The sequence below is a fragment of the Variovorax sp. H27-G14 genome, assembly GCF_046156345.1.
Taxonomy (GTDB): domain Bacteria; phylum Pseudomonadota; class Gammaproteobacteria; order Burkholderiales; family Burkholderiaceae_C; genus Variovorax.
The window spans coordinates 1-24,170 of the sequence record NZ_JAYLVN010000023.1 but is presented as its reverse complement, the minus strand read 5'-3'; the positions used below and the strand labels follow the sequence as shown (position 1 = coordinate 24,170).

The following is a 24,170-nucleotide window of genomic DNA, read 5'->3' as shown; positions in this document are numbered from 1 at the left end:
AATCAATTCCCGGTTTAGTCCGGGAATAAAAAATTCCCTATAAACCCGAAATAAAACCAAATCATGAATAATTCCGAAACCCATACCGCAATCGCTCGACGCTTTTTTGATGAAGTCGTCAATGGCGGAAATTCAGCCCTCATCGACGAGCTATTGACACCCGGCTACGTGTTCCACGGTGGATCCCTGGGGGACTACATCGGGCTCGATGCGTACAAGGCATTTTTAGCCGCCAATGGCCCGGGCGCCTTCACCGGAATACATTTGGCAATCAGCCGAATAATTCCCCAAGGCGATGAAGTTTTTGTGCTCTTCACCAACAGTGGCATCCACACCGGGGAATTCATGGGCATGCCCGCCACCGGCAAACATGCGCTATGGAGCGGCACCGTGCTTTTTCGCTTTGAAGGCGCGCAAATTGCCGAGGCCACTTATGTCGAAGACATTCTTCATCTGTTTTTGCAGCTCGGCATCAAAACATTGCCAGGCGCCTGAATACGGCGCCCTTGGCTAAGCGGCAAAAAGATCTGTCATGAATTGCGTCGACTTCAGCCCGGTTCCTGTCAGCAGCACCACGGTGGCCTCCGTGGGCTTTATCACACCGCGTTCCGAAAGCAGATCGATGGCCGCCGCCGCGGTTGCGGCGGTGGGCTCGGCATAAAGCCCGTTCGAAGCCAAACGCCGAACCGCAGCCGCAATCTGTTCTTCCGTGATTGCGACCGTCAGTCCATTGGTTTCCCGCAGCGCCTTCAATATTTCACGCAGACGGATGGGGCGTTTGATGGCCGTGCCTTCCGCAATGGTGGCGCTGACAGCCCGCGCAACCGGCCCGTCAATGCCTGCGCAGAAGCTGGCATCGATGGGGGAGCAATTCAAAGGCTGGGCGATGAGCAGGCGCGGCATTTTCTTGATTTGCTGCGCAGCGAGCAATTCCTTGAAGCCGATATAGCAACCAAGCACATTGCTGCCGGCACCGGCCGGTATCACGATATTGTCCGGCGCCACAAAACCAAGGTCTTCCCACAATTCATAGGCGAGCGATTTGGTGCCTTGCAAAAAGAATGGATGCCAATTGTGGCTCGCGTAAAAGATGGACGACGATTGCCGAATTGCCTCGTTTTCAGATTCTTCACGCGGGCCGTCCACCAATTGCACGTTCGCGCCAAAAGCCCTGATCTGCGCGACCTTGGGTGCGGGCGTATAGCTTGGCGCGAGAATTTTCACAGCCAATTCGGCCGCGGCGCCGTAGGCGGCAATGGCTGCGCCGCCGTTTCCGGAGCTGTCTTCCAGCAGTGACTGAATGCCGCTCTGCTTCAGGAACGAGACCATCACCGATGCGCCCCGGTCCTTGAAACTGCTGGTAGGGTTGAACCACTCCAATTTGAAATACGGCTCCACGCTGCCCCAGCGCCGTTGAACGAGCGGCGTGCATCCTTCGCCCAGGGAAATCGGGTTTTCAATTCGCACCGGCAATGCCGCTTGGTATCGCCAGATGGAGCGAGCAGACGAAACAATATCGTCCCTGCCAATGCCGGGCAAATCCGTGATCAGCATGGGATTGCCATCGTCGGAGCGCCAGCGGCGTTCTGACAAGTCGTAAGTGGATTCCGTGGTCGGGTCGATATAGCGCGGGACGGTCGTGTTCATGGCAAATCTTCTTTATTGCTTGGGCAGATAAGCCTCTGCCGGTAAATCATTGGGTGCGGCCACGAGTTTGCGCAAGGTGGCGCTCATGGGCAGGTTCAGAGAAACGTTGCGCGGAGGAATTGGCGAAATAAACCATTTTTCATAGATCTTTCCAAGTTCCCCGCTTTTCATCAGCGCTTCTATTTGCTGGTCTACAACTTTCTTGAAAGCGGCGTCGTTCTTGCGGATCATGATGGCAATGGGTTCCACGGCCAATGTTTCGCCAACAATTCTGAAATCAGCAGGGTTCTTTGCGGCTGCGATATTGCCGGCAAGAATGTTGTCGTCGTCCACCATGGCGTCGGCGCGGCCTGTTTCCAGCAGCAGAAAGCTGTCGCCCGTGTCCTTGCCGTAAACCTCCTGAAAATTGATTGAGGCGGCTTTTTTATGAAGCCGCAATGTCTTGACCGCGGTAGACCCTGTAGTGACCGTCACGTTTTTTCCGTCGAGTTGCGCAACCGATGTAATGCCGGACTTGGCATTCACCGCCATGCGCACTTCAGTCACGAATGTGGTCAGCGCAAAAGCGACTTCGCCAAGCCGCGCCGTATTGTTCGAGGTCGTGCCGCATTCCATATCGACCCCTCCGTTCTGCACAAGCGGAATACGGTTGGAAGAACTCACGACCTGGTATTTGATTGCGAGCTGCGGCAATTTCAATTCGCGCTGCAGCCCGGCGACGATGCGTTCGCACAGCTCGACGTGATAACCGCTGTAACGCCCGTCGCCCAGCGAATATGAAAGTGGCGCGCCGGAATCGCGCACGCCCATGACGATCGTTCGGGTGTCCGCAATTTTTTGCAGCGTGTCGGCATGCGCGGCAGAGGCAGTCAGCAATGCAAATGCCAACGCCCCTGCGCCGAATATCGATCTTGTGATCATGGTGGTCCTTCTCGATGGATGGTGAAACTCGTCGACCTGCACTCTTCGTCGGAGAATGGATAATATATCCAATTCTAGACAAATTGTGTGGAAATTTCCAGTCCGCGGCGTTCCGCGTCCAGCGGCCGCCAGCCTGGTGATGCACAAGGGATGCAGTCAAAATGACCGTCCCCATGACACCTCCCAGCCTGCTTACCGCCCTGCTCCCCCTGATGGCCGACTTGGCGCAAGACCTGCCCGAGGCCGAGCGCCATCGGCGCCTGCTTGAAACGCTGCGCGTGCTGCTGCCTTGCGACGCCACCGCCATGCTGCGGCTCGACGGCGACTGGCTGGTGCCGCTGGCCGTCAACGGCCTGAGCGGCGACACGCTGGGGCGGCGTTTTCGCGTGGCGGAGCATCCGCGCTTCATGCAACTGCTGGCCGCGCCGGGCCCCGTGCGTTTTGCGGCCGACTGCGGCCTGCCCGACCCCTTCGACGGCCTGGTGGACGGCGTGCAGGGCCACCTGCCGGTGCACGACTGCATGGGCTGCGCGCTGCAGGTCGACGGCCGGCCCTGGGGCCTGCTGACGCTCGATGCACTGGACGTGGGCCGCTTCTCCCGCGTGGCGCTCGACGTGCTGCAGGCCTTTGCCAGCCTGGCCGCCGCCACGGTCGCGCTGGCCACGCGCATGCACGGGCTGGCGGCGCGCGCGGAAGACGAACGCCTGCGCGCCGACAGCTACGCGCAGGCTGCGGGTCACAGCAACCGTGGCCCGCGCCAGTTGGTCGGCCACAGTGCCGCGCACAAGCGGCTGATGAAAGAGATTGCGCTGGCCGGTCCCACCGACCTGTGCGTGCTCATTCAGGGCGAGACCGGCACCGGCAAGGAGCTGGTGGCGCAGGCGCTGCACGCGGCCTCCGCGCGCTCGAAGCGCGCGCTGATCAGCATCAACTGCGCGGCGCTGCCCGACAACCTGGTCGAGAGCGAGCTTTTCGGCCATGTGCGCGGCGCCTTCACCGGCGCGGTGGGCGACCGGCGCGGCAAGTTCGAGCTGGCCGACGGCGGCACGCTGTTTCTGGACGAAGTGGCCGAGCTGCCGCTGCAGGTGCAGGCCAAGCTGCTGCGCGTGCTGCAGGGCGGCCATCTGCAGCGGCTGGGCTCCGACCGGGAGCACCGCGTCGATGTGCGCGTCATCGCGGCCAGCAACCGCAACCTGGCCGAAGAGGTGCGTGCGGGCCGGCTGCGCGCCGACTTCTACCACCGCCTGAGCGTGTACCCGGTGCTGGTGCCGCCGCTGCGCGAGCGGGGGCGCGATGTGCTGCCCATCGGCGGTTTCTTTCTGGAAGAAGCGCGTTCGCGCATGGGGCTGGGCGCGGTGCGGCTCGATGCCTCTGCGCAGGCCGCGCTGCTGGCCTACGACTGGCCCGGCAATGTGCGCGAGCTGGAGCACCTGCTGGGCCGCAGCATGGTGAAGGCACTGGGGCGGCATGCGCAACGGCCGCGCATTCTGACGCTGGGTGCGGACGATCTGGGGTTGGGTGTCGCCGCGGCGGGCGCCACGGCAAACTCCGCCGATACGGCCACCGACACTTCCCAGGTCAACGCCCAGGTCAACACCCAGGTCCCCCAGGGCCTCGGCCTGCGCGACGCCGTGGCAGACCTGGAGCGCCGCATGGTGCTGCAGGCGCTCGCGCAGCAGCACAACCAATGGGCCGCCGCCGCGCGCGCCCTGCAGATCGACCCGGCCAACCTCGCGCGCATGGCCAAGCGGCTGGGCATCACGCGGGGCTGAGCGACGCGGGCCTGAAACCCGGGGGTCTGTTGCCTGCCGCCGAACTCACTCCAGCGCCGACGCCGGCCCGAAAAACTCGAAGCGCGACTGCGCCTCCGGCACGCCCCACGCACGCAACCCACGGCGCACCTGCTGCATGAATGGCTTGGGCCCGAGAAAGTAGGCATCGACGTCGCGCGTGTGCGCCGGCAGCCACGCGGTCAGGCGGTCGAGGTCGAGCCGGCCGACCGCGTGCGGCGCGGGCGCAGTGGCATCGCTCACCTCGTCGTAGCAATAGAAGCGCTGCAACGTGGGGTGGCGCGCGGCAGCCGCTTCGATCTGCTCGCGAAACGCGTGCACGTCGCCATTGCGCGCGCAGTGAATGAACACCACCTCGCGCTCGGTGGCCAGCGCCTGCTCGAGCATCGCCAGCGTGGGCGTGATGCCGACGCCGCCGCTGATGAGCACCACTGGCCGGTCGCTGTCTGCCAGCACGAATTCGCCCGAAGGCGGCAGCAGCCGCAGCGTGTCGCCCACCTGCACATCGTCATGCAGGTGGTTGGACGCCGCCCCGCCCGGCTCGCGCTTCACGCTGATGCGGTAGGTGGCGCCGTTGGGCGCGGCCGACAGCGAGTAGTTGCGCCGAATGTCCTTGCCGCCCACCTGCAGCAGCAGGCCGATGTACTGGCCGGGCGCGAAATGCATCAGCGCGCCGCCATCGGCCGGCGCGAAATGGAACGAGGCAATTTCCGCGCTCTCCGCCACCTTGCGCGCCACGGTGAAGTCGCGCGTGCCGCGCCAGCCGCCCGGCGCCGCGGCCTGTGTGTCGTACAGCTGGCGCTCGGCGCCGATGAGGATGTCGGCCAGCTGCCCGTAAGCGGCGGCCCAGGCGTCGATGACCTCGTCGGTCGCCACGTCGGCGCCCAGCACGTCGCGAATGGCGCGCAGCAGGCAACCGCCGACGATGGGGTAGTGCTCGGGCATCACCTGCAGCGCCACGTGCTTGTTGACGATTTGCGTGGCCAGCGGGCCCATGGCCTCCAGGCGGTCGATGTTCTTCGCGTACATGAGCACGCCATTGGCCAGCGCGCGCGGCTGGTCGCCCTTGGCCTGGTGCGCCTCGTTGAAGAAGGGGCGCACCTCGGGGTGCTCGGCCAGCAGCATCTTGTAGAAATGCGTCGTCAGGGCTTCACCGCCCTGTTCGAGCAAGGGCACGGTGGACGAGACGATGGCGCGTTGGGCTGCGGTGATCATGGAACCTCTGGGTCGTTGGTGGAACCATTCCTTTGCAACTGGCGTGCCGTTTGGCAATTCCATTCGAATCAATGACTTGGCGGCGATCACCGTCACAACGACATTGCACAATTACCAGTCTTATTGACATTTAAATGTCGAAATGACTTTTTCAAGATCACGTCTTCATCGCCCAACCGCCGGCCCCAACCCGATGGGCGCCGGCACGCTGTTGACGATGCGCGTGAACAGCGCGCTGTAGGCCAGGTCGGGCACATGCCCCGTCATCGGGTCGCGGTTCTGCGCAAAGGCCTCGTCCAGCTCGCGCCAGTCGGCCTCGGTCAGCACGCGCTCGGCCAGCGGAAGAATCTCGCGCTCTTCCAGGGTCATGTGCGCCAGGTAGAAATCGACGTACTGCCCCATGGCCGTCTCGAAGGCCTCGCGGCGTGGCTCGCCGAGCATCTCGAAAGCCAGCAGCGCGTGCTCCACGTGGCGGATGCGGCGTTCGCCCCAGGCGTGGTCGCCGTCGAGCTTGTCGATCAGCTCGCGCGACAGGGGCGTCCTGGCGCGCAGCTTGGGAAAAAGCAACTCGGTTTCCTTGCGGTGGTGCCGCTGCTCCGGGAACTCGTCGACGTAGAACAGCATGGCCCGCAGCACCGCGAAGTCGGGCATCGTGGCCTTGTGGCGGTGCTGTTCCAGCAGCATGACGATGGAGCGCAGCATCGCGGCCAGCGCGGCATGCTCCTGCCGAATGATGCGCACGGCGGCGTGGGTCGTGAGGGGTTTGGCTTGCATGCCGCAAGCATCGCGGGGCGCGGGCCGCGCGCACTTGATCGATGTCAAGGCCGCATGCCGCGTCGCTGCCGATACTGGTTGCCACTCCTCTCTCGAAGGCATGCCATGTACCAGCGAATTCTTGTTCCCGTCGACGGCAGTTCGACCTCCGGCCGCGGCCTGGCCGAAGCCATCCGCCTGGCCAAGCTCACCGGCGGCCGATTGCAGCTTGTGCATGTGATCGACGAGCTGTCGTTCGCGCTCGGCATGGACGCCTATGCGGGCTATGCCGGCAACTGGCTAGACGAGCTGCGCGCCAAGGCCAAGGCCCTGCTGCAGGAAGGCCGCGCACAGGCCGCCGCCCAAGGCGTCAGCGCCGACGTGCTGCTGTGCGACAACGTCAAGGGCGCCGTGCACGACCAAGTCATTGCGCAGGCGGTGGCTTCGCAGGCCGACCTGATCGTCATCGGCACGCACGGCCGCCGCGGGCTCGGGCGCTGGGTGATGGGCAGCAGCGCGGAACACATCCTGCGCATGTCGCCGGTGCCGGTGCTGCTGATTCGCGCGCCAGAGGTGCAGGCCAAGGCCGAGTCGGAAGGCTTCAGGCTGCCGGTCGGCGAAGTCGCTAGCCAGTAAAAAACCGACGCTAACGCCCCAGCGCGTTCAGCGGAATGCGCAGGTAAGACACACCGTTGCTCTCCGGCGGCGGCAGCCGGCCCGCGCGCACGTTGACCTGAATCGACGGCAGGATGAGCGTGGGCACATCGAGCGTGGCGTCGCGCGCGGTGCGCATGGCGACGAAGGCGTCTTCCCCGATGCCGTCGCGCACATGGATGTTGAGCGCGCGCTGCTGCGCCACCGTGCTCTGCCAGGCCGGCGCGCGCGACGCCGGCGGATAGTCGTGGCACACGCAAACGACGGTCTCCGCCGGCAACGACAGCAGCCGGCGCATCGACCGGTAGAGCGCCCGCGCGTCGCCACCCGGAAAGTCGGCGCGGGCGCTGCCCAGGTCGGGCATGAAGAGCGTGTCGCCGACGAACACCGTGCATTCGAACCGGTACGCCATGTCCGCCGGCGTGTGGCCCGGCACGCCCCATGCGGTGGCCTGCGTGTGGCCGATGTGGAAGGTTTCGCCGTCTTCGAACAGGTGGTCGAACTGGCTGCCGTCGGGCAGGAAAGCCGGTTCCAGATTGAACAGCGTCTTGAAGGTCGCCTGCACCTCGCGAATGCGCGCGCCTATTGCAATGCGACCGCCGAACTGCGCCTGCAGATGGCGCGCGCCCGAGAGGTGATCGGCATGCGCATGCGTCTCCAGAATCCATTCGAGCTGCAGCTGTTCGGCCTGCAGAAAGGCGGCCACGCGGTCGGCCGATAGCGTGCTGGTGCGGCCGGACTTGAAGTCGAAGTCGAGCACCGGATCGATCACGGCGGCATGGCGCGTCGCGTGGTCCCAGACCACGTAAGACACGGTGCCGGTGGCGGGGTCGAAGAAGGCCTGTGTGGTGGTTTTCGTTGGCGTGGGTTCAGACATGGGGTGCCTCCTTGCGGGCCATCGATCTATTGCCAGACAATATATCTGTTGATATATTGATGTCAATCCCGAAGCCCATCGTTTCACCCGCCACATCCGCTCATGCCCCGCAAGAAAACCACCATCGACCCCGAACGCCTGCGCGAAGGCGCCACCCGCGCCGTGGCCGCGCTCAAGCTGCTCGCCAATGAAGAACGCATGCTGCTGATGTGCCAGCTGGCCCAGCAGGAGCTGTGCGTGAGCGAGCTGGAAGCGCAGCTCGGCATTCGCCAGCCCACGCTGTCGCAGCAGCTGGCCGTGCTGCGCAACGAGGGCGTGGTGAACACGCGGCGCGAGGGCAAGAACATCTACTACAGCGTGGCCGACCCCGCGCTGCTCGACATCCTGGCGGTGCTCTACCGCCTGTACTGCCCGAAGGAGGCGACGGCATGATCTCTGTCGACTGGCAGGCTTTTACACCTTGGTCTTCGCTTGCGGGCGGCGTGCTGATCGGGCTGGCGGCGGCGATGTTCGTGCTGCTGAACGGGCGCATCGCGGGCATCAGCGGTGTGCTCGGCGGGCTCCTGAAACCGGTGCGCGGCGACGTGGCATGGCGGGCGGCTTTCGTGGCTGGCCTGGTCGCAGCGCCGCTGGTCTTTCTGGCATTCGGCGCATGGCCTGCGCTGCGCATCGATGCCGGCTGGGGCACGGTGGTGGCCGCGGGCCTGCTGGTGGGCGTGGGCACGCGCTACGGCGGTGGCTGCACCAGCGGGCATGGCGTGTGCGGGCTGTCGCGTTTGTCGCCGCGCTCGCTCGCGGCCACGGTGGCTTTCATGGCCATGGGCTTTGTCACGGTGTTTGTGGTGCGCCACCTGTTCGGCGCTTGAAGGAAGCTCGCATGCTCGTTGTCACGTCTTTTCTGTCGGGCCTGCTGTTCGGCATCGGCCTGCTCGTCTCCGGCATGGCAGACCCGGCCAAGGTGCTGGGCTTTCTGGACCTGCTCGGCCACTGGGACCCGTCGCTCGCGCTGGTGATGGGCGGCGCGGTGGCTGTCGGCATGGTCGCGTTCTTCATCGCCGGGCGGCGCGCACGCTCGCTGCTCGGCGCGCCCATGCAGTTGCCCACTGCGCGGCGCATCGATCGGCGGCTGCTCGTGGGCAGCCTGGTGTTCGGCGCGGGTTGGGGGCTGGCGGGCTTCTGCCCCGGCCCGGGCCTGGTGGCGCTGGGCATGGGGCAAGGCAAGGCTGTGGCCTTTGTCGCGGCCATGCTCGTCGGCATGGCGGTGTTCGAGTGGGTCGAACGGCGCCGGCGCGCCAGTTCGCTGTCGGCTCAGGCGTAGGAGCGCAGCCGCACCGAGAAGTCGGCCAGCGGCGCAATGCCGCTGTCTTCCGCGCGCTCGCACCAGTCCTGCAGGCGGTGCACCAGTTGCTCGCCTGTGGCGCCCGAGCGGGCCCACAGCGCCGTCAGCTCGCGGCGCATGGCGTACATGGTCTGCAGCGCCTGCGATGCGCGCAACGCCGCCGCCAACTGGGCTTGTCGGGACGCGCCGAGCGCGCCCTCGTCCTTGCCCAGCCAGGCCTTCACGCCACGCAGCGCGCGCGCCTGCTGCGGAGACTGTTCGCGCAGCCGGCCGAACTCGCGGGCATAGGCCTTCTTCAGCGAGCGCGTGTAGCTCAACAGCACGTCGTAGTTGTGGCGTATCACGGCCTGCACCGTGTCCAGGTCGATGGTGGCGCGCGGTGCCACCAGCCGCGGCGTGGGCGCCAGGTGCTTCACCCTGGCCAGGCCCAGCGCCTGCAGCGTGCGAATGTAGAGCCAGCCGATGTCGAACTCGTACCACTTGCTCGACAGCTTGGCCGATGTCGGAAACGCGTGGTGGTTGTTGTGCAGCTCCTCCCCGCCGATCACGATGCCGATGGGAAAGATGTTGGTGCTGGCGTCGGCCGCCGGCCAGTTGCGGTAGCCCCAGTAGTGGCCGATGCCGTTGACCACGCCGGCGGCCCAGAACGGAATCCACGCGATCTGCGTGAACAGAATCAGCGCGCCCGGCAGCACGCCGAACAGCGCCATGTCGATCAGCCCCATCAGCACGATGCCCAGCACCTGGTGGCGGGTGTACAGCCGGCGCTCGATCCAGTCGTCGGGCGTGCCGTGGCCGTAGCGCGCCAGCGTTTCCTTGTTGGCCGCCTCGCGCGCATACAGCGCCACGCCGCCCCACAGCACGCGGTTCAGGCCGTGCACCTGGGGGCTGTGCGGGTCTTCGGGCGTCTCGCATTTGGCGTGGTGCTTGCGGTGCACCGCGGCCCATTGCTTCGTGACCATGCCGGTGGTCAGCCAAAGCCAGAAGCGAAAGAAGTGGCTCACCGCCGGGTGCAGGTCGAGCGCGCGGTGCGCCTGGTGGCGGTGCAGAAAGATGGTGACCGACGCAATGGTGATGTGCGTGAGCGCCAGCGCCACCAACACAAGGCCCCACCAGGGAAGATCTGAAACGCCGGAAAAAAGCAGTGAATGCATGCGTGCCTCTTGAACGAAGCGGCAATTTTCTGGAGCGGATGGCCAAGCGCCCTTGCGCCAGATCAAACACACCAAGCAGCGCAAATTGCGCCCCGTGCAGTGCCATTGCGCATTGATGCACATCAATGCGCGCGCATGGCCGGCCTTCCATACTGGCCCGGTTCTTCCACGCACCAGGTACCTCGACATGGCCACACCCTCGCACGCGCAGGTTCCCGAAGACTTCACCCTGCTCGACGCCTGGTGGCGCGCCGCCAACTACCTGGCGGTGGGGCAGATCTACCTCATGGGCAACCCGCTGCTGCGCGAGCCGCTGCAGCTCGAGCACATCAAGCCGCGCCTGCTGGGCCACTGGGGCACCACGCCGGGCCTGAACTTCATCTACGCGCACATGAACCGCGCCATCAAGGCGCGCGACCTGGACGCGATCTTCATCGCCGGGCCGGGCCATGGCGGCCCGGGCGTGGTGGCCAGCACCTACCTGGAAGGCACCTACAGCGAGGTGTATCCGCACATCTCGCGCGACGCACAAGGCCTGAAGCGGCTGTTCACGCAGTTCTCGTTTCCGGGTGGCATTCCCAGCCACGTGTCGCCGGAAACGCCGGGCTCCATTCATGAAGGCGGCGAGCTCGGCTACTCGCTGCTGCACGCGCACGGCGCGGTGTTCGACAACCCCACCCTCCTGGCGTGCTGCGTCATCGGCGACGGCGAGGCCGAGACCGGTGCGCTGGCGGCCAGCTGGCATTCGAACAAGTTCCTCAACCCCGCCAGCGACGGCGCGGTGCTGCCCATCCTGCATCTGAACGGCTACAAGATCGCCGGGCCGACGGTGCTGGCGCGCATCGGCGACGAGCAGCTCACGCAGCTGCTGCGCGGCTACGGCTACGAGCCGCGCTTCGTGTCGGGCGACGACCCCGCGCTGATGCACGGGCTGATGGCCGCGGCGCTCGATGCGGCGCTCGACACCATTCACGCCATTCAGGTGGAGGGGCGCTCCGACGGCTTCAGCCGCCGCCACCGCTGGCCGATGCTGGTACTGCGCTCGCCCAAGGGCTGGACCGGTCCTAAGACGGTGGACGGCGTGCCCATCGAAGGCACGCAGCGCGCGCACCAGGTGCCGCTGACCGGCTTTGCCGACCAGCCCGCGCACATCGCGCTGCTGCAGCAATGGATGCAAAGCTACCGGCCCGAGGAACTGTTCGACGCCGAAGGCACCTTGCGCGCCGACATCGCCGCGCTGGCCCCCCAGGGCACGCGCCGCATGAGCGCCAACCCGCATGCCAACGGCGGCCTGCTGCTGAAGAACCTGAAGCTGCCCGACTTTCGGGATTACGCCGTGGCGGTGCCCCAGCCCGGCGCGGTCGATGCCGAGGCCACGCGCGTCATGGGCGAGTTCTTGCGCGACGTGATGCGGCTCAACGCGTCGGACAGCAACTTTCGCCTGATGGGCCCCGACGAAACCGCCTCCAACCGGCTGGGCGCTGTGTTCGAGGTGAGCAACCGCACCTCGACCGCCGAGATACGGCCCGGCGACGACCATGTGGCGCCCGACGGCCGCGTGATGGAAGTGCTGAGCGAGCACCTGTGCCAGGGCTGGCTCGAAGGGTATCTGCTGACCGGGCGGCACGGCTTCTTCTCTTGCTACGAGGCCTTCATTCACATCGTCGACTCCATGTTCAACCAGCATGCGAAGTGGCTGAAGGTGACGCGGCACATTCCGTGGCGCCGGCCCATCGCGTCGCTCAACTACCTGCTGACCAGCCACGTCTGGCGGCAGGACCACAACGGCTTCAGCCACCAGGACCCGGGCTTCATCGACCACGTGGTCAACAAGAAGGCCGAGGTGGTGCGCGTGTACCTGCCGCCCGATGCCAACACGCTGCTCTCCGTGACAGACCACTGCCTGCGCAGCCGCAACTACGTGAACGTGATCGTGGCCGGCAAGCAGCCCGAGGCGCAGTGGCTGGACATGGCCGCGGCCGAACGCCACTGCACCATGGGCCTGGGCATTTGGGAGTGGGCCAGCAACGACAACGGCGTGGCGCCCGACGTGGTGATGGCCTGCGCGGGCGACGTGCCCACGCTGGAGACCATGGCCGCGGTCGACCTGCTGCGCACATTGCTGCCCGAGCTGAAGGTGCGGGTGGTGAACGTGGTCGACCTGATGGCGCTGGAGTCGCCCTCAGGCCATCCGCACGGGCTGGACGACGCGGTGTTCGACTCCATCTTCAGCACCAGCGCGCCGGTGATCTTTGCCTTTCACGGTTATCCGGCGCTGATTCACCGGCTGACCTACAAGCGGCGCAACCACGCCAACTTTCATGTGCACGGCTACGAGGAAGAAGGCACGACCACCACGCCCTTCGACATGACGGTGCTCAACAGGCTCGACCGTTTCCACCTGGCGGCCGATGCCATCGACCGCGTGCCGCGCATGCGCGACACCGCCGGCCATGTGCAGCAGCACCTGCGCGACCGCTTGCTGGAGCACCGCGCCTACATCACGCGCCACGGCACCGACATGCCGGAGATTGCGCACTGGCGCTGGACCCCGCGCTGAGCGCTGCGCAGCCCCTGCAAAGAGGGTCCGCTCAGAGGGCATGCGTGCTACCCTCGCCCGGATTCCGCACGCCCCCTCCCGCATGAAACCCGCACCCCACATCGCGGTGCTCGACGACGAAGTCGACATCACGCAACTCCTGGCCACTTACCTGCAGAGCCACGGCTTTCGCGTGACCCAACTGCACAACGGCGGCGCCCTCATGGCGCTGATGGCCAGCGACCCGGCCGACCTGGTGCTGCTCGACCTGGGGCTGCCCGGTGAAGACGGTTTTTCCATTGCGCGGCGCGTGCGCGAGCGCTGGCGCTGCGGCCTGGTCATCGTCACCGGCCGGGGCGATGCCGTCGACAAGGTGGTGGGCCTGGAGGTGGGCGCAGACGACTACGTGACCAAGCCCTTCGACCTGCGCGAACTGGTGGCGCGTGTGAAGGCGGTGCTGCGCCGCCTTTCACCCGAGCCACTGGTTGCGCCGGCCGCCATGGCCATTGCAGCGGCCCCCGCCATGCCTGCCGCACCCCAGGGAAACCTGCGCTTCGCCGGCTGGCAGCTCGACACCGCCGCGCGCCGCCTTTGCGACCCGCAAGGCCAGGAGGTGGTGCTCACCGGTGGCGAGTTCGACCTGCTGTGCGCCTTTGCGCGGCACCCCGGGCGCGTGCTGTCGCGCGACTTTCTGCTGGAGCAGACGCGCGGGCGCGAAGCCGCGCCCTTCGACCGCACGATCGACGTGCAGGTCGGCCGGCTGCGCAAGAAGATAGAGCCCGACGCGGACGCGCCGCAGCTCATCAAGTCGGTGCGGGGCGCGGGCTACATCCTGGTGCCGACGGTCTCGCATGGCTGACGCGGCACACGGCCCCGCATTTCTGTCGCTGCCCTCGGGCATCGAGGAAGGCAGCGTGTTCCGCTCGCTCTTCATCGCCTACCCCGACGCGCTGCTGCTGGTCGACCAGGCCGGCGTGATCGTGCTGGCCAACCCCTCGGCCGCGGCGCTGCTGGGCTACACCGTCGGTGAATTCATGGGCCTGAATGTCGACGTGCTGGTGCCCGACAGCATTCGACCGCGCCATGCCTCCTACCGCGAGGCCTACGGCCGCGCGCCGCGCCCGCGCCCCATGGGCACGGACATGGAACTGGTCGCCAAGCGCAAGGACGGCAGCGAGGTCATGGTCGAGATTGCGCTCAGCCCGCTGCAAGACCACGGCCTGCCCTTCGTGGTGGCCGCCATCCGCGACATCGGTGCCTACCCGCGCGTGAAGCAGGCGCTGCAGCGCGCGCGCTACAGCGACCACCTGGCCCGGCTGGGCCGCCCGGCCGTGGACACGCGCGACCTGAACGTGGTGCTGGAGCAGGTGCCGCACATTGCCGCGGCCGGCCTGGAGGTCGAGGTGGCGATGGTGCTGCTGCTGGAAGACAACGGCCTGGCGTTTCGCGTGGCCAGCGGCGTGGGCAACGTGGCTGGCGAAGAGGTTGGCGCGCGCATTGCCAACCGGCCCGACACGCCGCCGGGCTACGTGCTGTCGCAGGGCCGGCCGGTGGTGATTGCGGACTACCGCGAAGAGCGCCGCTTCGCCGTGCCGCCCGGCTACCTCGACGCCGGCCTGGTCAGTGCCATGGCGGTGCCGCTGTCGGACCGGGGCCGGGTGATCGGCATGCTGTCGGTGCGCTCGCGGCAGGCCAAGCGCTTTGGCGACGATGAGCTGCGCTTTCTGGAGTCGCTGTCCAACCTGCTGGCCACCAGCCTGCAGCGCGTGCGGACCGAAGAGGCGCTGGCCCACGCCCAGCGGCTGGAAAGCGTCGGCCAGCTCACCGGCGGCATTGCGCACGACTTCAACAACCTGCTCACCGTGATCCAGGGCAACCTGCAGGTGCTCGAAGAGCTGCCCGCGCTGGCGCACGACCCCCATGCGCAACAACTGGTTGCAGCGGCCACGCGCGCAAGCCGGCGCGGCGCGGAACTCACGGGCAAGCTGCTGGCCTTCTCGCGGCGCCAGATGCTGCAGCCCGACGCGGTCGACACGCACGCCCTGCTGCACTCGCTGGCCGACATGCTGCGCCGCACGCTCGACCAGCGCATTCACATCGCGATCGACACCGCAGCCAACTGCCCGCCGGTGCTGGCCGACCCGGTGCAGCTGGAGTCGGCGTTGCTCAACATTGCCATCAACGCGCGCGACGCCATGCCCGAGGGCGGCACGCTGCACTTTCGCTGCGAAGACTGCGGCCTGCTGCCGACCAGCCTGCGCACCGAGCGCAACGACCCGAACGTGCATGCGCACGGGCGCTTCGTTTCCATCTCCATCACCGACAGCGGCACCGGCATGGCCGACGACGTGAAGGAGCGCGCCTTCGAGCCCTTCTTCACCACCAAGGAAGCGGGCCGCGGCACGGGGCTGGGGCTGAGCACGGTGTACGGCTTTGTGAAGCAGTCGAAGGGCGCCATCGCCATCCAGAGCCAGCCGGGCGCGGGCACCACCGTCACGCTCTACCTGCCACAGGTGCAGGTGCAGGACCAGAACCGCGCCGCCCCGCCCGCCGTGGAAAACGAACGCGCCGACGCCCCCGTTCCCCCGGGCCTGCGCGTGATGCTGGTCGAAGACGACGCCGAGGTGCGCAAGGTGGTGCACACCTTTCTGGTGACGCTGGGCTGCACGGTGGAAACGGCCGCCAACGGCGAGCAGGCGCTGGCCAGCCTGCGCGCGGGTGCCACGCCGTTCGACTTGCTGCTGAGCGACATTGCGCTGGGCGCCGGCATGCGCGGCACGCAGCTCGCCACCGAGGCGCAGCAGCTCTTTCCGGGCCTGGCGATCTTGCTGATGTCGGGCTTTTCGTCGGAGCTGCTGGACGCCGACCGCGACATGCCGCCCAGCTGGGAGCTGCTGCCCAAGCCCTACACGCGCGCCGACCTGGCGCGGGCCATTGCAAGGCTGCTGGGCTGAGGCCCTCAGCGAAACCTCACTGCAGCTTCACTGCGGCTTCACTGCAGCATGGCCGGGACCGCCACCGGCACCGGTGCCAGGCAGCGCTGAACAAAGGCAGACAGCGCGCCCACGTCCGGAATCTGCACGTCGCGCCGGCCCTTCTCGGCAAAGCCGATGACCTTGTCGCGCGCCAACCGCGAAAGCGCCCGGCTCACCGTCTCCAGCGTCATGCCCAGGTAGTTGCCGATTTCGGCGCGCGTCATGCGCAGCGTGATCTGGTCGGTGCGCATGCCGCGCTCGGCCAGCGACTCGGCCCAGTAGCGCAAGAAGTCGGCCACGCGCGCGTCGGCCGGCAGGGTGCACACCGACATCAGCGAGTCGCGGTCGCTGGCAATCTCGCGGCTCATGGCCGCATGCAGCACCTGCAGCAACGAGGGGTTGACCTTGCAGGCGGCCATGAACACTTCGTACGGCACCACCCAGATCTCGCCCGTGTCCATGGCCACCGCGTCGCAGCCGTAGCAGCCGCTGGCAATGCCCTCGAAGCCGAGCCAGTCGCCACGAAACTTCAGCCCCACCACCTGCTCGCGCCCGTCGGCGGAGAGGTTCACGATCTTGTAGAAACCGGCGTTCAACACGTAGAGGTTCTCGAAGCGTTCGCCGGCCTGGTAGATCACCTCGCCGGTGTGCACCACGCGGCGCTGCGGGTGCAGCAGCGCGGCCAGGCGCTTGAGCGTGTCGGTGGTGGACTCGTGGGCGGTGTCGTGGTGGGTATCTGGGTGGGTATCTGGGTGGGTATCGCGGTGGGCGGTGTCAAGCATCTGCAACTCCTGGCGGTCTGGTGTCACGCGAGGGCGTCACGTGTCGATGGACCGATGCTAGGAAGCACGAGGCACCGCAGTGACAACGCTCGGCATCGGCCGGTAACGTTCGGTGATCGTTCGGTGAATGCTTTGTGTCCGGTGTGTATCAGCGGCGGGGCCGCTCGCGCGCCTTGATGCATATCAAGCGCCGCGCGAGCCACAGCACTAGCCTTGACGGCGTCACACCCTTGCCGCGCCATGCTCTCGCCCTTCGGAAACGTTCATCCGCCAGCCTTGCCCGCACAGCCTCGGCCGCTGCCACAGACACAGGCACAGGCCGCCGACCTGATCGCGCTGGCGCTGTGGCTGCGCCAGCTTGCACGCGGCGGCGCGCTGCCGCAGTTGCTGCGCGCCAGGAACATCGCGCTGCTGTGCGACGGCACGGCCACGCAAGACCCGGCGCCGCTGCTGCGCGCCGCCAGGGAACTGGGCGCGCACGTGGCCACGGTGCGCTGGAGCCTGTCGGGCGCAGGCAAGCAGGGTGAGGTGCTGCACACCGGCCGCATGCTGGGGCGCCTGTACGACGGCGTGGTGTGCCAGGGCATGCCGGCGGCGCTGGTGAGCCAGATCGCGCAGGCTGCGGGCGTGCCCGTGTGGGACGACATCGCCAGCGATGAGCACCCTTCGGCGGGCCTGGTCGATGAGTTGGAGAAAGGGTTGGAGAAGGCGTTGGGGGACGCGTCATGCGAAGAGACGGTGGCCGGCGACAACCGGCGCTTCGTGCTGCAGGCCTTGCTGGTGGACGGGCTGGCCTAGGCACGACGGCCGCGCCTGCCAGGCCACCGCCGCTCAATGCGACATCAGCACCGGCAGCGTCATCGACTGCAGCATCGACTGCGTGGCGCCGCCCATCACCCATTCGCGCGCGCGGCTGTGGCCGTAGCAGCCCATCACCAGCAGGTCGGCGCCCAGGTCGGCGGCCAGCGACAGCAGGCGGTTGCCCACGTCGCCTTCGTCCCGGTCGCCGAAGTGCAGCGTCGGCTCGGCGATGCCCTGGGGGCGCAGATAGCCGCTCAAGGCCTGAAGCGATGTCTCGGCCTCGCCGCCGTAGGACACCGCATGCACGCGCGACGCCGCGCGCAGCCACGGCAGCGAGGCCGTCACCGCGCGCGCCGACTCGCGCGTGGCCTTCCACGCCACCAGCACCGTGCGCCCGACAGGTGCCACCGGGCCCACGCAGGGCAGCACCAGCGCGGGCCGCCCGCTCTCGACCAGCGCGTGGGTAAGAAAGTCGCCCGGTAGTTCGGCGTCGAAGGGGTCGTTGCGGTCGCGCTGGCCCATCACCATCAGGTCGGCATAGAGCGCGCGCCGGGCAAAGCCCCAGGGCGCGTCGGGCAGCGGCTGCGACCAGTGCATGCGCTGCGAGCCCACGGTGTGCGCCGTGAAGGTGGCATGCATGCGCTCGCGCGCCTCGTAGTCGAGCGACTGCATGATCGCCATGGCCTCGCTCTCGGCCGTGCCCTCGATCGCCAGCGGGTAGCGCATGAGCGACGACAGCGTGCAGGGCTGCGCGGTCACTTGCGCGTCGAAGGTTTCGGCGAGGAGGCGCGCCAGCTGGATGCGCTCCACCGTGCGGGCCGAGCTGTCGAGGTGAAGCAGGATGGACCGGGGGGTCTGCATGACGGCACTCCATGGAGAAGCGATCGCTTCGATGGCACCACCTTAGGCCTGGGCATTGCCACGCGGCTTGCGCTGGATCAAGCCCGCGAGGCGCAGGCGTCGGTAGCCTTGCGTCGCGCAGCCTTTGCGTGCCCGCTTTGCACAGGAACACCATGCCCCCTTTCCAACAGGCCCTAATCGTCGGCAGCGGCATCGGGGCGCTCAGCGCGGCGGTGCTGTTGATAAGGGATGCCGGCATGCACGGCTCGCGCATCCGCATTCTGGAAGAGCTGCCGCTGCCCGGCGGCGCACTTGACGGCGCGGGCAACGCCAGGCAGGGCTACGTCACCCGCGGCGGGCGCATGTTCACCGACGAGACCTACACCTGCCTGTGGAACGTGCTCGACAGCATTCCGTCGCTGGGCACGCCTTCGCGCACGGTGCACGAAGAGGTGCGCGCGTTCAACCAGCAGGTGCACTCCCACGCGAATGCGCGGCTCATCGACCGGCACCACCGCATTCTGGACGCCAGCGATCTCGGCTTCGACCTGCAGGACCGGCTGGAGCTGATGCGCCTGCTGGCCATGCCGGAGCGCGCGCTGGGCACCAAGCGCATCGAGGAGTGGTTGTCGCCGCACTTTCTGGACACCAACTTCTGGGCCATGTGGCGCACCACCTTCGCCTTTCAGAACTGGCACAGCGCGGTCGAGCTCAAGCGCTACATGCTGCGTTTTCTGCAGGAGCTGCCGCGCATTCACACGCTGGGCGGCGTGCGCCGCACCGAGCTCAACCAGTACGACACCATCGTGCGGCCGATGGTGCGCTGGCTGCTGGCGCATGGGGTGCTGTTCGAGTTCGGCACGCGCGTGGTCGATGCGGACTTTGCCGATACGGGCGCCTCCGGTGAGTTGCGGCTGCAGACGCTGCACTGCGTGCGCGACGGTCGGCCGGTGACCTACGAACTGGGCCCGCAGGACTGCGCCCTGCTCACCCTGGGCTCCATGACCGCCGACTCCCGCAACGGCGACGACCACCAGGCCCCCGAGCTGGTGCGCGAGCCGCGCGACGGTGCCTGGACGCTGTGGAAGAACCTGGCGCGCAAGGCCCCCGGCCTGGGCCGGCCCGAGGCCTTCTGCGGTCATGTGGACGAGAGCAAGTGGGAGTCTTTCACGCTCACCATGCGCAGCCCGGCGCTGCTGGAGCGCATCCAGGCCTTCACGGGCAACGCGCCCGGCACCGGCGGCCTCATGACCTTCAAGGACTCGAGCTGGCTGATGTCGATCGTGGTGCCGCACGCGCCGCACTTCGATGCCCAGCCCGAGGGCGTGTTCACGCTCTGGGGCTACGGTCTGTTGCTGGAGACGCGTGGCAACTACATCGACCGCACCATGGCGCAGGCCACCGGCCAGGAGATCCTCACGGAGCTGTTGCACCACCTGGGTTTCGAGGACATGCTGGACGACGTGCGGCGCACCACCACCGTGGTGCCGGTGATGATGCCGTACATCACCAGCGAGTTCGAGTGCCGCGCCTACTCCGATCGGCCACCGGTGATTCCGCACGGCGCAAAAAACTTCGCGTTGCTGGGTCAGTACGTGGAGATTGCGGAGGACGTGGTGTTCACCGTCGAATATTCGGTGCGCGGCGCCATGCATGGCGTGTACGGGCTCATGGGCGTGGACAAGCAGGTGCCGCCGATCTACCACGGCATTGCCGACCCAAAGGTGGCGCTGGCGAGCCTGCGCACGCTGATGGGCTGAGGCCGTGGCGCCATGACGAGCCCAGGAGCCCCGCGATGTGCATGAACCTGCTGCGCACGCTGGCCCAAGCGCCGATGCCCTGCATGGCGGCAGACCCGGTGCAGATCGACCGGCTGCGCGTGCTTCAGGCCGCGGGTCTGGTCGACGCGCACATTCCGCAGCCGCGCCGCGACGGCCTGACGCAAGACCCGGCCGCAGTCCACGCGATCACGCCGCGCGGTTGGAAGGTCTTGCGCACGAACAGGATCGACGCCGAGTTGTCGCAGGCCCCTGGGACCCAGCGCGTTAGGCCCGCAGCTGGTGAACGTTCTCATCGCACCGGTTGATCGGCCGCATAACGACAGCAGGGTTGCTGTGCCACTGCTTCAAGCGGGTTGACCAATGCGGGTGCTTCAGGGCGACGCTCACGCCGACGGGGTGCCTTGCTCCGCGAATGTCCCCCGCTTCGCTCCTCCTTTATTTCGCTGCGCAAGGCACCCCGTCGGCGTGAGCGAGTTCAGATGTCGATCGCTGCGTTAGCCTGTACAGCTAGGCCTTCACAATCAACGACTTACAGGACTTTCGCTCGCGAAGATCTGAACCCCTGTGTCATCTAACTCGGAATTCAGGGTGATCTGTCTCAGCTAACTCGGAACTTTCGGCTCGCGCAACCTGTTTTGCGCGTAGCGCGTCGTTGAACCTTCGCAATTTTCGATTTCGCGCCATTGGAACCACGCGTGTGTGGCGCTCTTGCCTCGACCCGTGGGCTCGCGACTGGCCGCTTTGGGCGAGGCCCAATGTCTCAGATGGGCCCGAAGCCGACTTTCCGGCTTCGCCGAAGCTGCCGTTCGTGGACGAGTTATGGCCGACGCTGCACGTCCCGTCTCGAGGCCACGTCCTCGGACTGGCCGGCACCCTGTCGCCCATTTACTTCGCATCGCGCCTCGCCTCGCTATCATTCGGCCCGCCATTCACTCCAAGAAAAGTGACTTTATGACCCAGTCTTCATCCTCCCTCCTCTCGCTGCGCTCCATTGCACTGGCGTGCGCCCTCGCCTTGAGCGGCGTCGTGGCTGCCCAAGCCGCCCCCGACGCCAAGCTGCTCGCCGCGGCCGAAAAGGCGCAACCAGCGGTAATCGATAACCTCAAGGAGATGGTGCTGATCGAGTCGGGCAGCCTCAACGTCGACGGCCTGATGAAGATGGCAGACGTAGTGGAGGGCCGGCTCAAGGCGGCCGGCTTCAAGGTCGAGCGGCGCAAGGCGACTGGCGGGGCGGGCGCGGACATCGTGATCGGCACGATGAAGGGCAACGGTAAGCGCAAGATCATGCTGCAGGGTCACATGGACACGGTCTACCCGCCCGGCATCCTGAACACGCAGCCCTACAAGGTCGACGGCAACCGGATCTACGGGCCTGGCATCGCCGACGACAAGGGCGGGCTGGCGGTAATCATGGCCTCGCTCAAGATCTTGAGCGAGGCGGGCTGGCGCGACTACGACACGCTCACGGTGCTGATGAATCCCGACGAGGAAGTGGGCTCGGTAGGTTCGGGCGAGCTGATCGCCAGCACGGCCGACCTGCACGATACGGTGCTGTCGTTCGAGCCCACGGCGGCGAAGTCCGTGGTGAAGGGCGAGTCGCTGCTGCTCGGCGCGGCCGGCATCGCGCAGGCCACGCTTGAGGTGAAGGGCCGCGCCGCACACGCGGGTGCCGCGCCCGAACTGGGCCGCAATGCGCTGTACGAACTCTCGTACCAGATGCTGCAGACGAAGGATCTTGCGAAGGACATCCCGGGTGTGACGCTCAACTGGACGGTGGCGCGCGCGGTGGGCCCGATCAACCAGATCACCGAGAAGGCGCAGGCGCTCGGCGACGTGCGCATCACTGAACCCGGCGCTGAGAAGAAGCTCGATGCGGCGCTGCAGGCGAAGATCGCGAGCGGCAAGCTGATTCCGGACACAGAGACGAGGGTGAAGGTAGAGGTGGGCCGCCCGGCCTTCGTGGCGGGCGAGAGGGGCCGCGCACTGGCCGAGAAGGCACAGGCGATCTACAAGGAGATCGACCGCGAGCTGGCGCTCACGCCGATGACCGGCGGCGGCACAGACGCCGGCTACGCGGGGCGCTCGGGCAAGGCGACGGTGGTCGAGAGCTTCGGCCTCGCGGGCTTCGGCTACCACGCGCGCGACGAGTACATCGAGGTCGATTCAATCGTGCCGCGGCTGTACCTCGTGACGCGGCTGCTGACGGAGATCGGCAAGGGCCGCTGAGGCGCGTCACTTGACGCGAGAAAGGCGCATGCGAAGGACTCGCATGCGCCTTTTTTCTTTGCTGGTGAAGGCGAAGATAAGTCGGCGAACGACGAACCATAGGCAGCGGACTTACGTTTGGGTGCTTCATCAGATAAGTTGCTCACCGTCCGCTCGTGGCCGACTGTAGCCTGTCGCCTCATTAGAGCAAAGGGCCCATAGCGGACGTCAAGCCCGCTCGTCGTTAGAAGGACCTACAACAGACTTGCGCCCTGGATCGGCATAGTTGAATCGCTGCCGCTCGAATTTGTCTTCCAGGCTGTCGATGCCTTGCCTCACTTTGAGGCGAAGTTCATCAGCGGTGATCGGCACAAGCCAGTAGCACTTGACGCAACCTTCTTCGTCTGAGAAATTCTCAAGGTCAGGCCCGTCCAAATAAGGCCGTGAAACCAAGCCGTACTCGCATTGCGAAGAGTCGAGCCAAGGCCGACCGAGATTGACTGTGTGAGCCCAATCAAGACCGGGCCCGTTGCAGTGATAGTGGGCCACGGCGTACAGCAACTCGACCAAACCCAGCGATTTCCTAGGGCTGAATAGGTGGAGTTCGATTGCAGGGACACGCCTATTGCTCGAGAGTCCCGCGGTTGCGTATGTCCAGAGCACTCGCTTCGCGCCGGGGGGCGCACAGAGCACCTCGAAGCCAGACGGAAGCTCTTGGACAGGCCCTGCGTCGAAAGGACACTCTTCCGTGGGTCGAGACCATATGCGCTCGTAGTGACGCTGAAGCCGGGCGGTGCGATTCAAGGATGCTCCCCATTCAGTCGAGATATCAGACAAAAATGCCCGCTTCTGGACGGTTTCCGTCTGTGCTGGCTAGTAGCCGGGTAGCCAAGGCTCCTGCTCGATAGCCGCAAGATTTCCCTCAGCCAGATGTCGGAACAGCTCGAGAATCTTGCTTGCTGGCAACTCGTCCATGTGTCGTTCGCCTCTGCCCTCAGCTTCGAGATTCTCGAAGGTGATGTAGCCGCCCCGTGATGCAGCCAAGCTCCACTCGGATTCATGGGTGACTGCCACTGAACCATGCTCGGTATCTTCCGGCCTATCTTCAAGCTCGCGCAACAACGCCAGGAAGTCAGAGTTGGAACTGCCCGAGTCCATGCTGCCGTAACGGTGCGTCAGATTGAATGCCATGGTCGATGGTGATAAGGGTTAGGGCGCAAGGTCTGCTTCTGGCCGACTTTAGCCCGACGGCGACCAGGCGCTTCGGGCCCATAGGAGCTGGTGGGCCTGCGGTGCTAATGCGCCTGGAGGCGGCCTCTCGATGAGCGACCTGAGGGTTGGCACCAGGCCCGCTTGCGATGTCAGTTCAATGGCAGAGGCATTCCCGAGCCGGCCTACCCGGGTCAGCCCTCAAGCGCCCGCGCCGCCGCATCGGCCGTGTCCTGCGGCGTCGTGTTGAACGCAAGGGCTGCACCGGGCGCGGCCAAGTGAACGGCATTCACCAACTGCTCGAAGAGCAGCAAGCTCTTCGGCGGGATGCGGATGCCGCCGCCGATCACGACGCAATCGTAGACTTTGCCTGCGAGCTGCTTCGTCACCATCTCGGTCGCCGAGTCGTCAGGCGGCACAAGGCACAGCTCGGCGGCCCAGCCGCGAGCGGCCATCTGCTGCATGCCGATCGCGATGCCGGCATGGATCTTTGCGGCATCGAAGCCGGGTGGCAGCGCCGGGTCCGAAAAATCGACGGTCTCGGGCTGCTGGCCGATGAACGTAAGCGTCCGGCAATCCCATCTTGAACGCGGCGGCGGCCGCGGCAAGGATGGTGTCCACCAAGACAAGTTAGGTGGACACCCTGGAAGACTCCAAACAATCCTCGCGGCGGCGTCACAGCGCCGCC

Annotated in this window: 24 protein-coding genes; 13 read left to right on the top strand and 11 right to left on the bottom strand. The window is 66.3% G+C overall.

What is annotated here, in order from left to right:
- Positions 1 to 63: 63 nt before the first annotated feature.
- Entirely contained in the window at positions 64 to 495 is a 432-nt protein-coding gene (locus VLK31_RS31760; protein WP_409172474.1) for an ester cyclase, read from the top strand.
- Positions 496 to 510: 15 nt separating this feature from the next.
- On the opposite strand, the gene VLK31_RS31755 is transcribed toward VLK31_RS31760, so the two are convergent.
- Positions 511 to 1,647: a pyridoxal-phosphate dependent enzyme gene (locus VLK31_RS31755; protein WP_409172473.1), complete on the bottom strand. Its 1,137-nt coding sequence runs from the start codon at positions 1,645 to 1,647 to the stop codon at positions 511 to 513.
- Between the two features lie 12 nt (positions 1,648 to 1,659).
- The gene (locus VLK31_RS31750; RefSeq protein ID WP_409172472.1) at positions 1,660 to 2,568 is read right to left on the bottom strand and encodes an amino acid ABC transporter substrate-binding protein; all 909 of its coding nucleotides are present in this window, start codon (positions 2,566 to 2,568) and stop codon (positions 1,660 to 1,662) included.
- A gap of 173 nt (positions 2,569 to 2,741) precedes the next feature.
- On the opposite strand from VLK31_RS31750, the gene norR reads away from it, so the two are divergent.
- Entirely contained in the window at positions 2,742 to 4,340 is a 1,599-nt protein-coding gene (gene norR / locus VLK31_RS31745; RefSeq protein WP_409172471.1) for a nitric oxide reductase transcriptional regulator NorR, read from the top strand.
- A gap of 45 nt (positions 4,341 to 4,385) precedes the next feature.
- Here the strand turns inward: norR and hmpA are convergent, their stop codons facing one another.
- Both hmpA and VLK31_RS31735 read right to left on the bottom strand, forming a co-directional pair.
- Positions 4,386 to 5,573 (bottom strand): NO-inducible flavohemoprotein, encoded by a 1,188-nt coding sequence (gene hmpA, locus VLK31_RS31740; RefSeq protein ID WP_409172470.1) that lies wholly within the window; start codon positions 5,571 to 5,573, stop codon positions 4,386 to 4,388.
- A 165-nt stretch (positions 5,574 to 5,738) separates the two neighbouring features.
- The gene (locus tag VLK31_RS31735; protein WP_409172469.1) at positions 5,739 to 6,347 is read right to left on the bottom strand and encodes a hemerythrin domain-containing protein; all 609 of its coding nucleotides are present in this window, start codon (positions 6,345 to 6,347) and stop codon (positions 5,739 to 5,741) included.
- Between the two features lie 105 nt (positions 6,348 to 6,452).
- On the opposite strand from VLK31_RS31735, the gene VLK31_RS31730 reads away from it, so the two are divergent.
- Positions 6,453 to 6,962: a universal stress protein gene (locus tag VLK31_RS31730; RefSeq protein WP_409172468.1), complete on the top strand. Its 510-nt coding sequence runs from the start codon at positions 6,453 to 6,455 to the stop codon at positions 6,960 to 6,962.
- Positions 6,963 to 6,972: 10 nt separating this feature from the next.
- On the opposite strand, the gene VLK31_RS31725 is transcribed toward VLK31_RS31730, so the two are convergent.
- The gene (locus VLK31_RS31725; protein ID WP_409172467.1) at positions 6,973 to 7,857 is read right to left on the bottom strand and encodes an MBL fold metallo-hydrolase; all 885 of its coding nucleotides are present in this window, start codon (positions 7,855 to 7,857) and stop codon (positions 6,973 to 6,975) included.
- Between the two features lie 102 nt (positions 7,858 to 7,959).
- Here VLK31_RS31725 and VLK31_RS31720 point away from each other — a divergent pair, with 102 nt between their 5' ends.
- The 3 genes from VLK31_RS31720 to VLK31_RS31710 are packed head-to-tail and all read left to right on the top strand — an operon-like array spanning position 7,960 to position 9,175.
- Positions 7,960 to 8,289, top strand: a complete 330-nt coding sequence (locus tag VLK31_RS31720; protein WP_409172466.1) for an ArsR/SmtB family transcription factor — start codon at positions 7,960 to 7,962, stop codon at positions 8,287 to 8,289.
- The gene (locus tag VLK31_RS31715) at positions 8,289 to 8,723 is read left to right on the top strand and encodes a YeeE/YedE family protein (protein ID WP_409172527.1); all 435 of its coding nucleotides are present in this window, start codon (positions 8,289 to 8,291) and stop codon (positions 8,721 to 8,723) included. The genes VLK31_RS31720 and VLK31_RS31715 overlap by 1 nt, the downstream gene beginning before the upstream one ends.
- An 11-nt stretch (positions 8,724 to 8,734) precedes the next feature.
- Positions 8,735 to 9,175 carry a DUF6691 family protein gene (locus tag VLK31_RS31710; RefSeq protein WP_409172465.1) on the top strand — a complete coding sequence of 147 codons (441 nt, stop codon included), beginning with the start codon at positions 8,735 to 8,737 and terminating at the stop codon, positions 9,173 to 9,175.
- On the opposite strand, the gene VLK31_RS31705 is transcribed toward VLK31_RS31710, so the two are convergent.
- Positions 9,166 to 10,350 (bottom strand): fatty acid desaturase, encoded by a 1,185-nt coding sequence (locus VLK31_RS31705; RefSeq protein WP_409172464.1) that lies wholly within the window; start codon positions 10,348 to 10,350, stop codon positions 9,166 to 9,168. The genes VLK31_RS31710 and VLK31_RS31705 overlap by 10 nt on opposite strands.
- A 187-nt stretch (positions 10,351 to 10,537) precedes the next feature.
- Here VLK31_RS31705 and VLK31_RS31700 point away from each other — a divergent pair, with 187 nt between their 5' ends.
- The 3 genes from VLK31_RS31700 (at position 10,538) to VLK31_RS31690 (ending at position 15,843) form a co-directional block, all read left to right on the top strand.
- A complete protein-coding gene (locus tag VLK31_RS31700; protein WP_409172463.1) occupies positions 10,538 to 12,910 on the top strand; it encodes a phosphoketolase in 2,373 nt (790 codons plus the stop codon).
- 82 nt (positions 12,911 to 12,992) lie between these two features.
- Positions 12,993 to 13,748: a winged helix-turn-helix domain-containing protein gene (locus tag VLK31_RS31695; protein ID WP_409172462.1), complete on the top strand. Its 756-nt coding sequence runs from the start codon at positions 12,993 to 12,995 to the stop codon at positions 13,746 to 13,748.
- Positions 13,741 to 15,843 carry a PAS domain S-box protein gene (locus VLK31_RS31690; protein ID WP_409172461.1) on the top strand — a complete coding sequence of 701 codons (2,103 nt, stop codon included), beginning with the start codon at positions 13,741 to 13,743 and terminating at the stop codon, positions 15,841 to 15,843. Before VLK31_RS31695 ends, VLK31_RS31690 begins: the two co-directional genes overlap by 8 nt.
- A 38-nt stretch (positions 15,844 to 15,881) precedes the next feature.
- Here VLK31_RS31690 and VLK31_RS31685 read toward each other — a convergent pair whose 3' ends face one another.
- Positions 15,882 to 16,646, bottom strand: a complete 765-nt coding sequence (locus VLK31_RS31685; protein WP_409172460.1) for a Crp/Fnr family transcriptional regulator — start codon at positions 16,644 to 16,646, stop codon at positions 15,882 to 15,884.
- A gap of 276 nt (positions 16,647 to 16,922) precedes the next feature.
- Here VLK31_RS31685 and VLK31_RS31680 point away from each other — a divergent pair, with 276 nt between their 5' ends.
- Positions 16,923 to 17,444 carry an ornithine carbamoyltransferase gene (locus tag VLK31_RS31680; protein WP_409172459.1) on the top strand — a complete coding sequence of 174 codons (522 nt, stop codon included), beginning with the start codon at positions 16,923 to 16,925 and terminating at the stop codon, positions 17,442 to 17,444.
- Positions 17,445 to 17,477: 33 nt separating this feature from the next.
- On the opposite strand, the gene VLK31_RS31675 is transcribed toward VLK31_RS31680, so the two are convergent.
- Positions 17,478 to 18,308, bottom strand: coding sequence for a universal stress protein (locus VLK31_RS31675; protein ID WP_409172458.1), 831 nt, complete (start codon positions 18,306 to 18,308; stop codon positions 17,478 to 17,480).
- A gap of 152 nt (positions 18,309 to 18,460) precedes the next feature.
- Here VLK31_RS31675 and VLK31_RS31670 point away from each other — a divergent pair, with 152 nt between their 5' ends.
- The 3 genes from VLK31_RS31670 to VLK31_RS31660 all read left to right on the top strand — a co-directional run bounded on the left by VLK31_RS31670 (position 18,461) and on the right by VLK31_RS31660 (position 22,294).
- The gene (locus VLK31_RS31670) at positions 18,461 to 20,047 is read left to right on the top strand and encodes an oleate hydratase (protein ID WP_409172457.1); all 1,587 of its coding nucleotides are present in this window, start codon (positions 18,461 to 18,463) and stop codon (positions 20,045 to 20,047) included.
- Between the two features lie 41 nt (positions 20,048 to 20,088).
- On the top strand, positions 20,089 to 20,373 hold the full coding sequence (locus VLK31_RS31665) for a hypothetical protein (protein ID WP_409172456.1): 285 nt from the start codon (positions 20,089 to 20,091) through the stop codon (positions 20,371 to 20,373).
- Between the two features lie 646 nt (positions 20,374 to 21,019).
- Positions 21,020 to 22,294, top strand: coding sequence for a M20/M25/M40 family metallo-hydrolase (locus VLK31_RS31660; protein WP_409172455.1), 1,275 nt, complete (start codon positions 21,020 to 21,022; stop codon positions 22,292 to 22,294).
- A 207-nt stretch (positions 22,295 to 22,501) separates the two neighbouring features.
- Here the strand turns inward: VLK31_RS31660 and VLK31_RS31655 are convergent, their stop codons facing one another.
- The 3 genes from VLK31_RS31655 to VLK31_RS31645 form a co-directional block, all read right to left on the bottom strand.
- Positions 22,502 to 22,966 carry a suppressor of fused domain protein gene (locus VLK31_RS31655; RefSeq protein ID WP_409172526.1) on the bottom strand — a complete coding sequence of 155 codons (465 nt, stop codon included), beginning with the start codon at positions 22,964 to 22,966 and terminating at the stop codon, positions 22,502 to 22,504.
- A gap of 180 nt (positions 22,967 to 23,146) precedes the next feature.
- Positions 23,147 to 23,464, bottom strand: coding sequence for a hypothetical protein (locus VLK31_RS31650; protein WP_409172454.1), 318 nt, complete (start codon positions 23,462 to 23,464; stop codon positions 23,147 to 23,149).
- Between the two features lie 212 nt (positions 23,465 to 23,676).
- The gene (locus tag VLK31_RS31645; protein WP_409172453.1) at positions 23,677 to 24,090 is read right to left on the bottom strand and encodes a hypothetical protein; all 414 of its coding nucleotides are present in this window, start codon (positions 24,088 to 24,090) and stop codon (positions 23,677 to 23,679) included.
- Positions 24,091 to 24,170 lie beyond the last annotated feature (80 nt).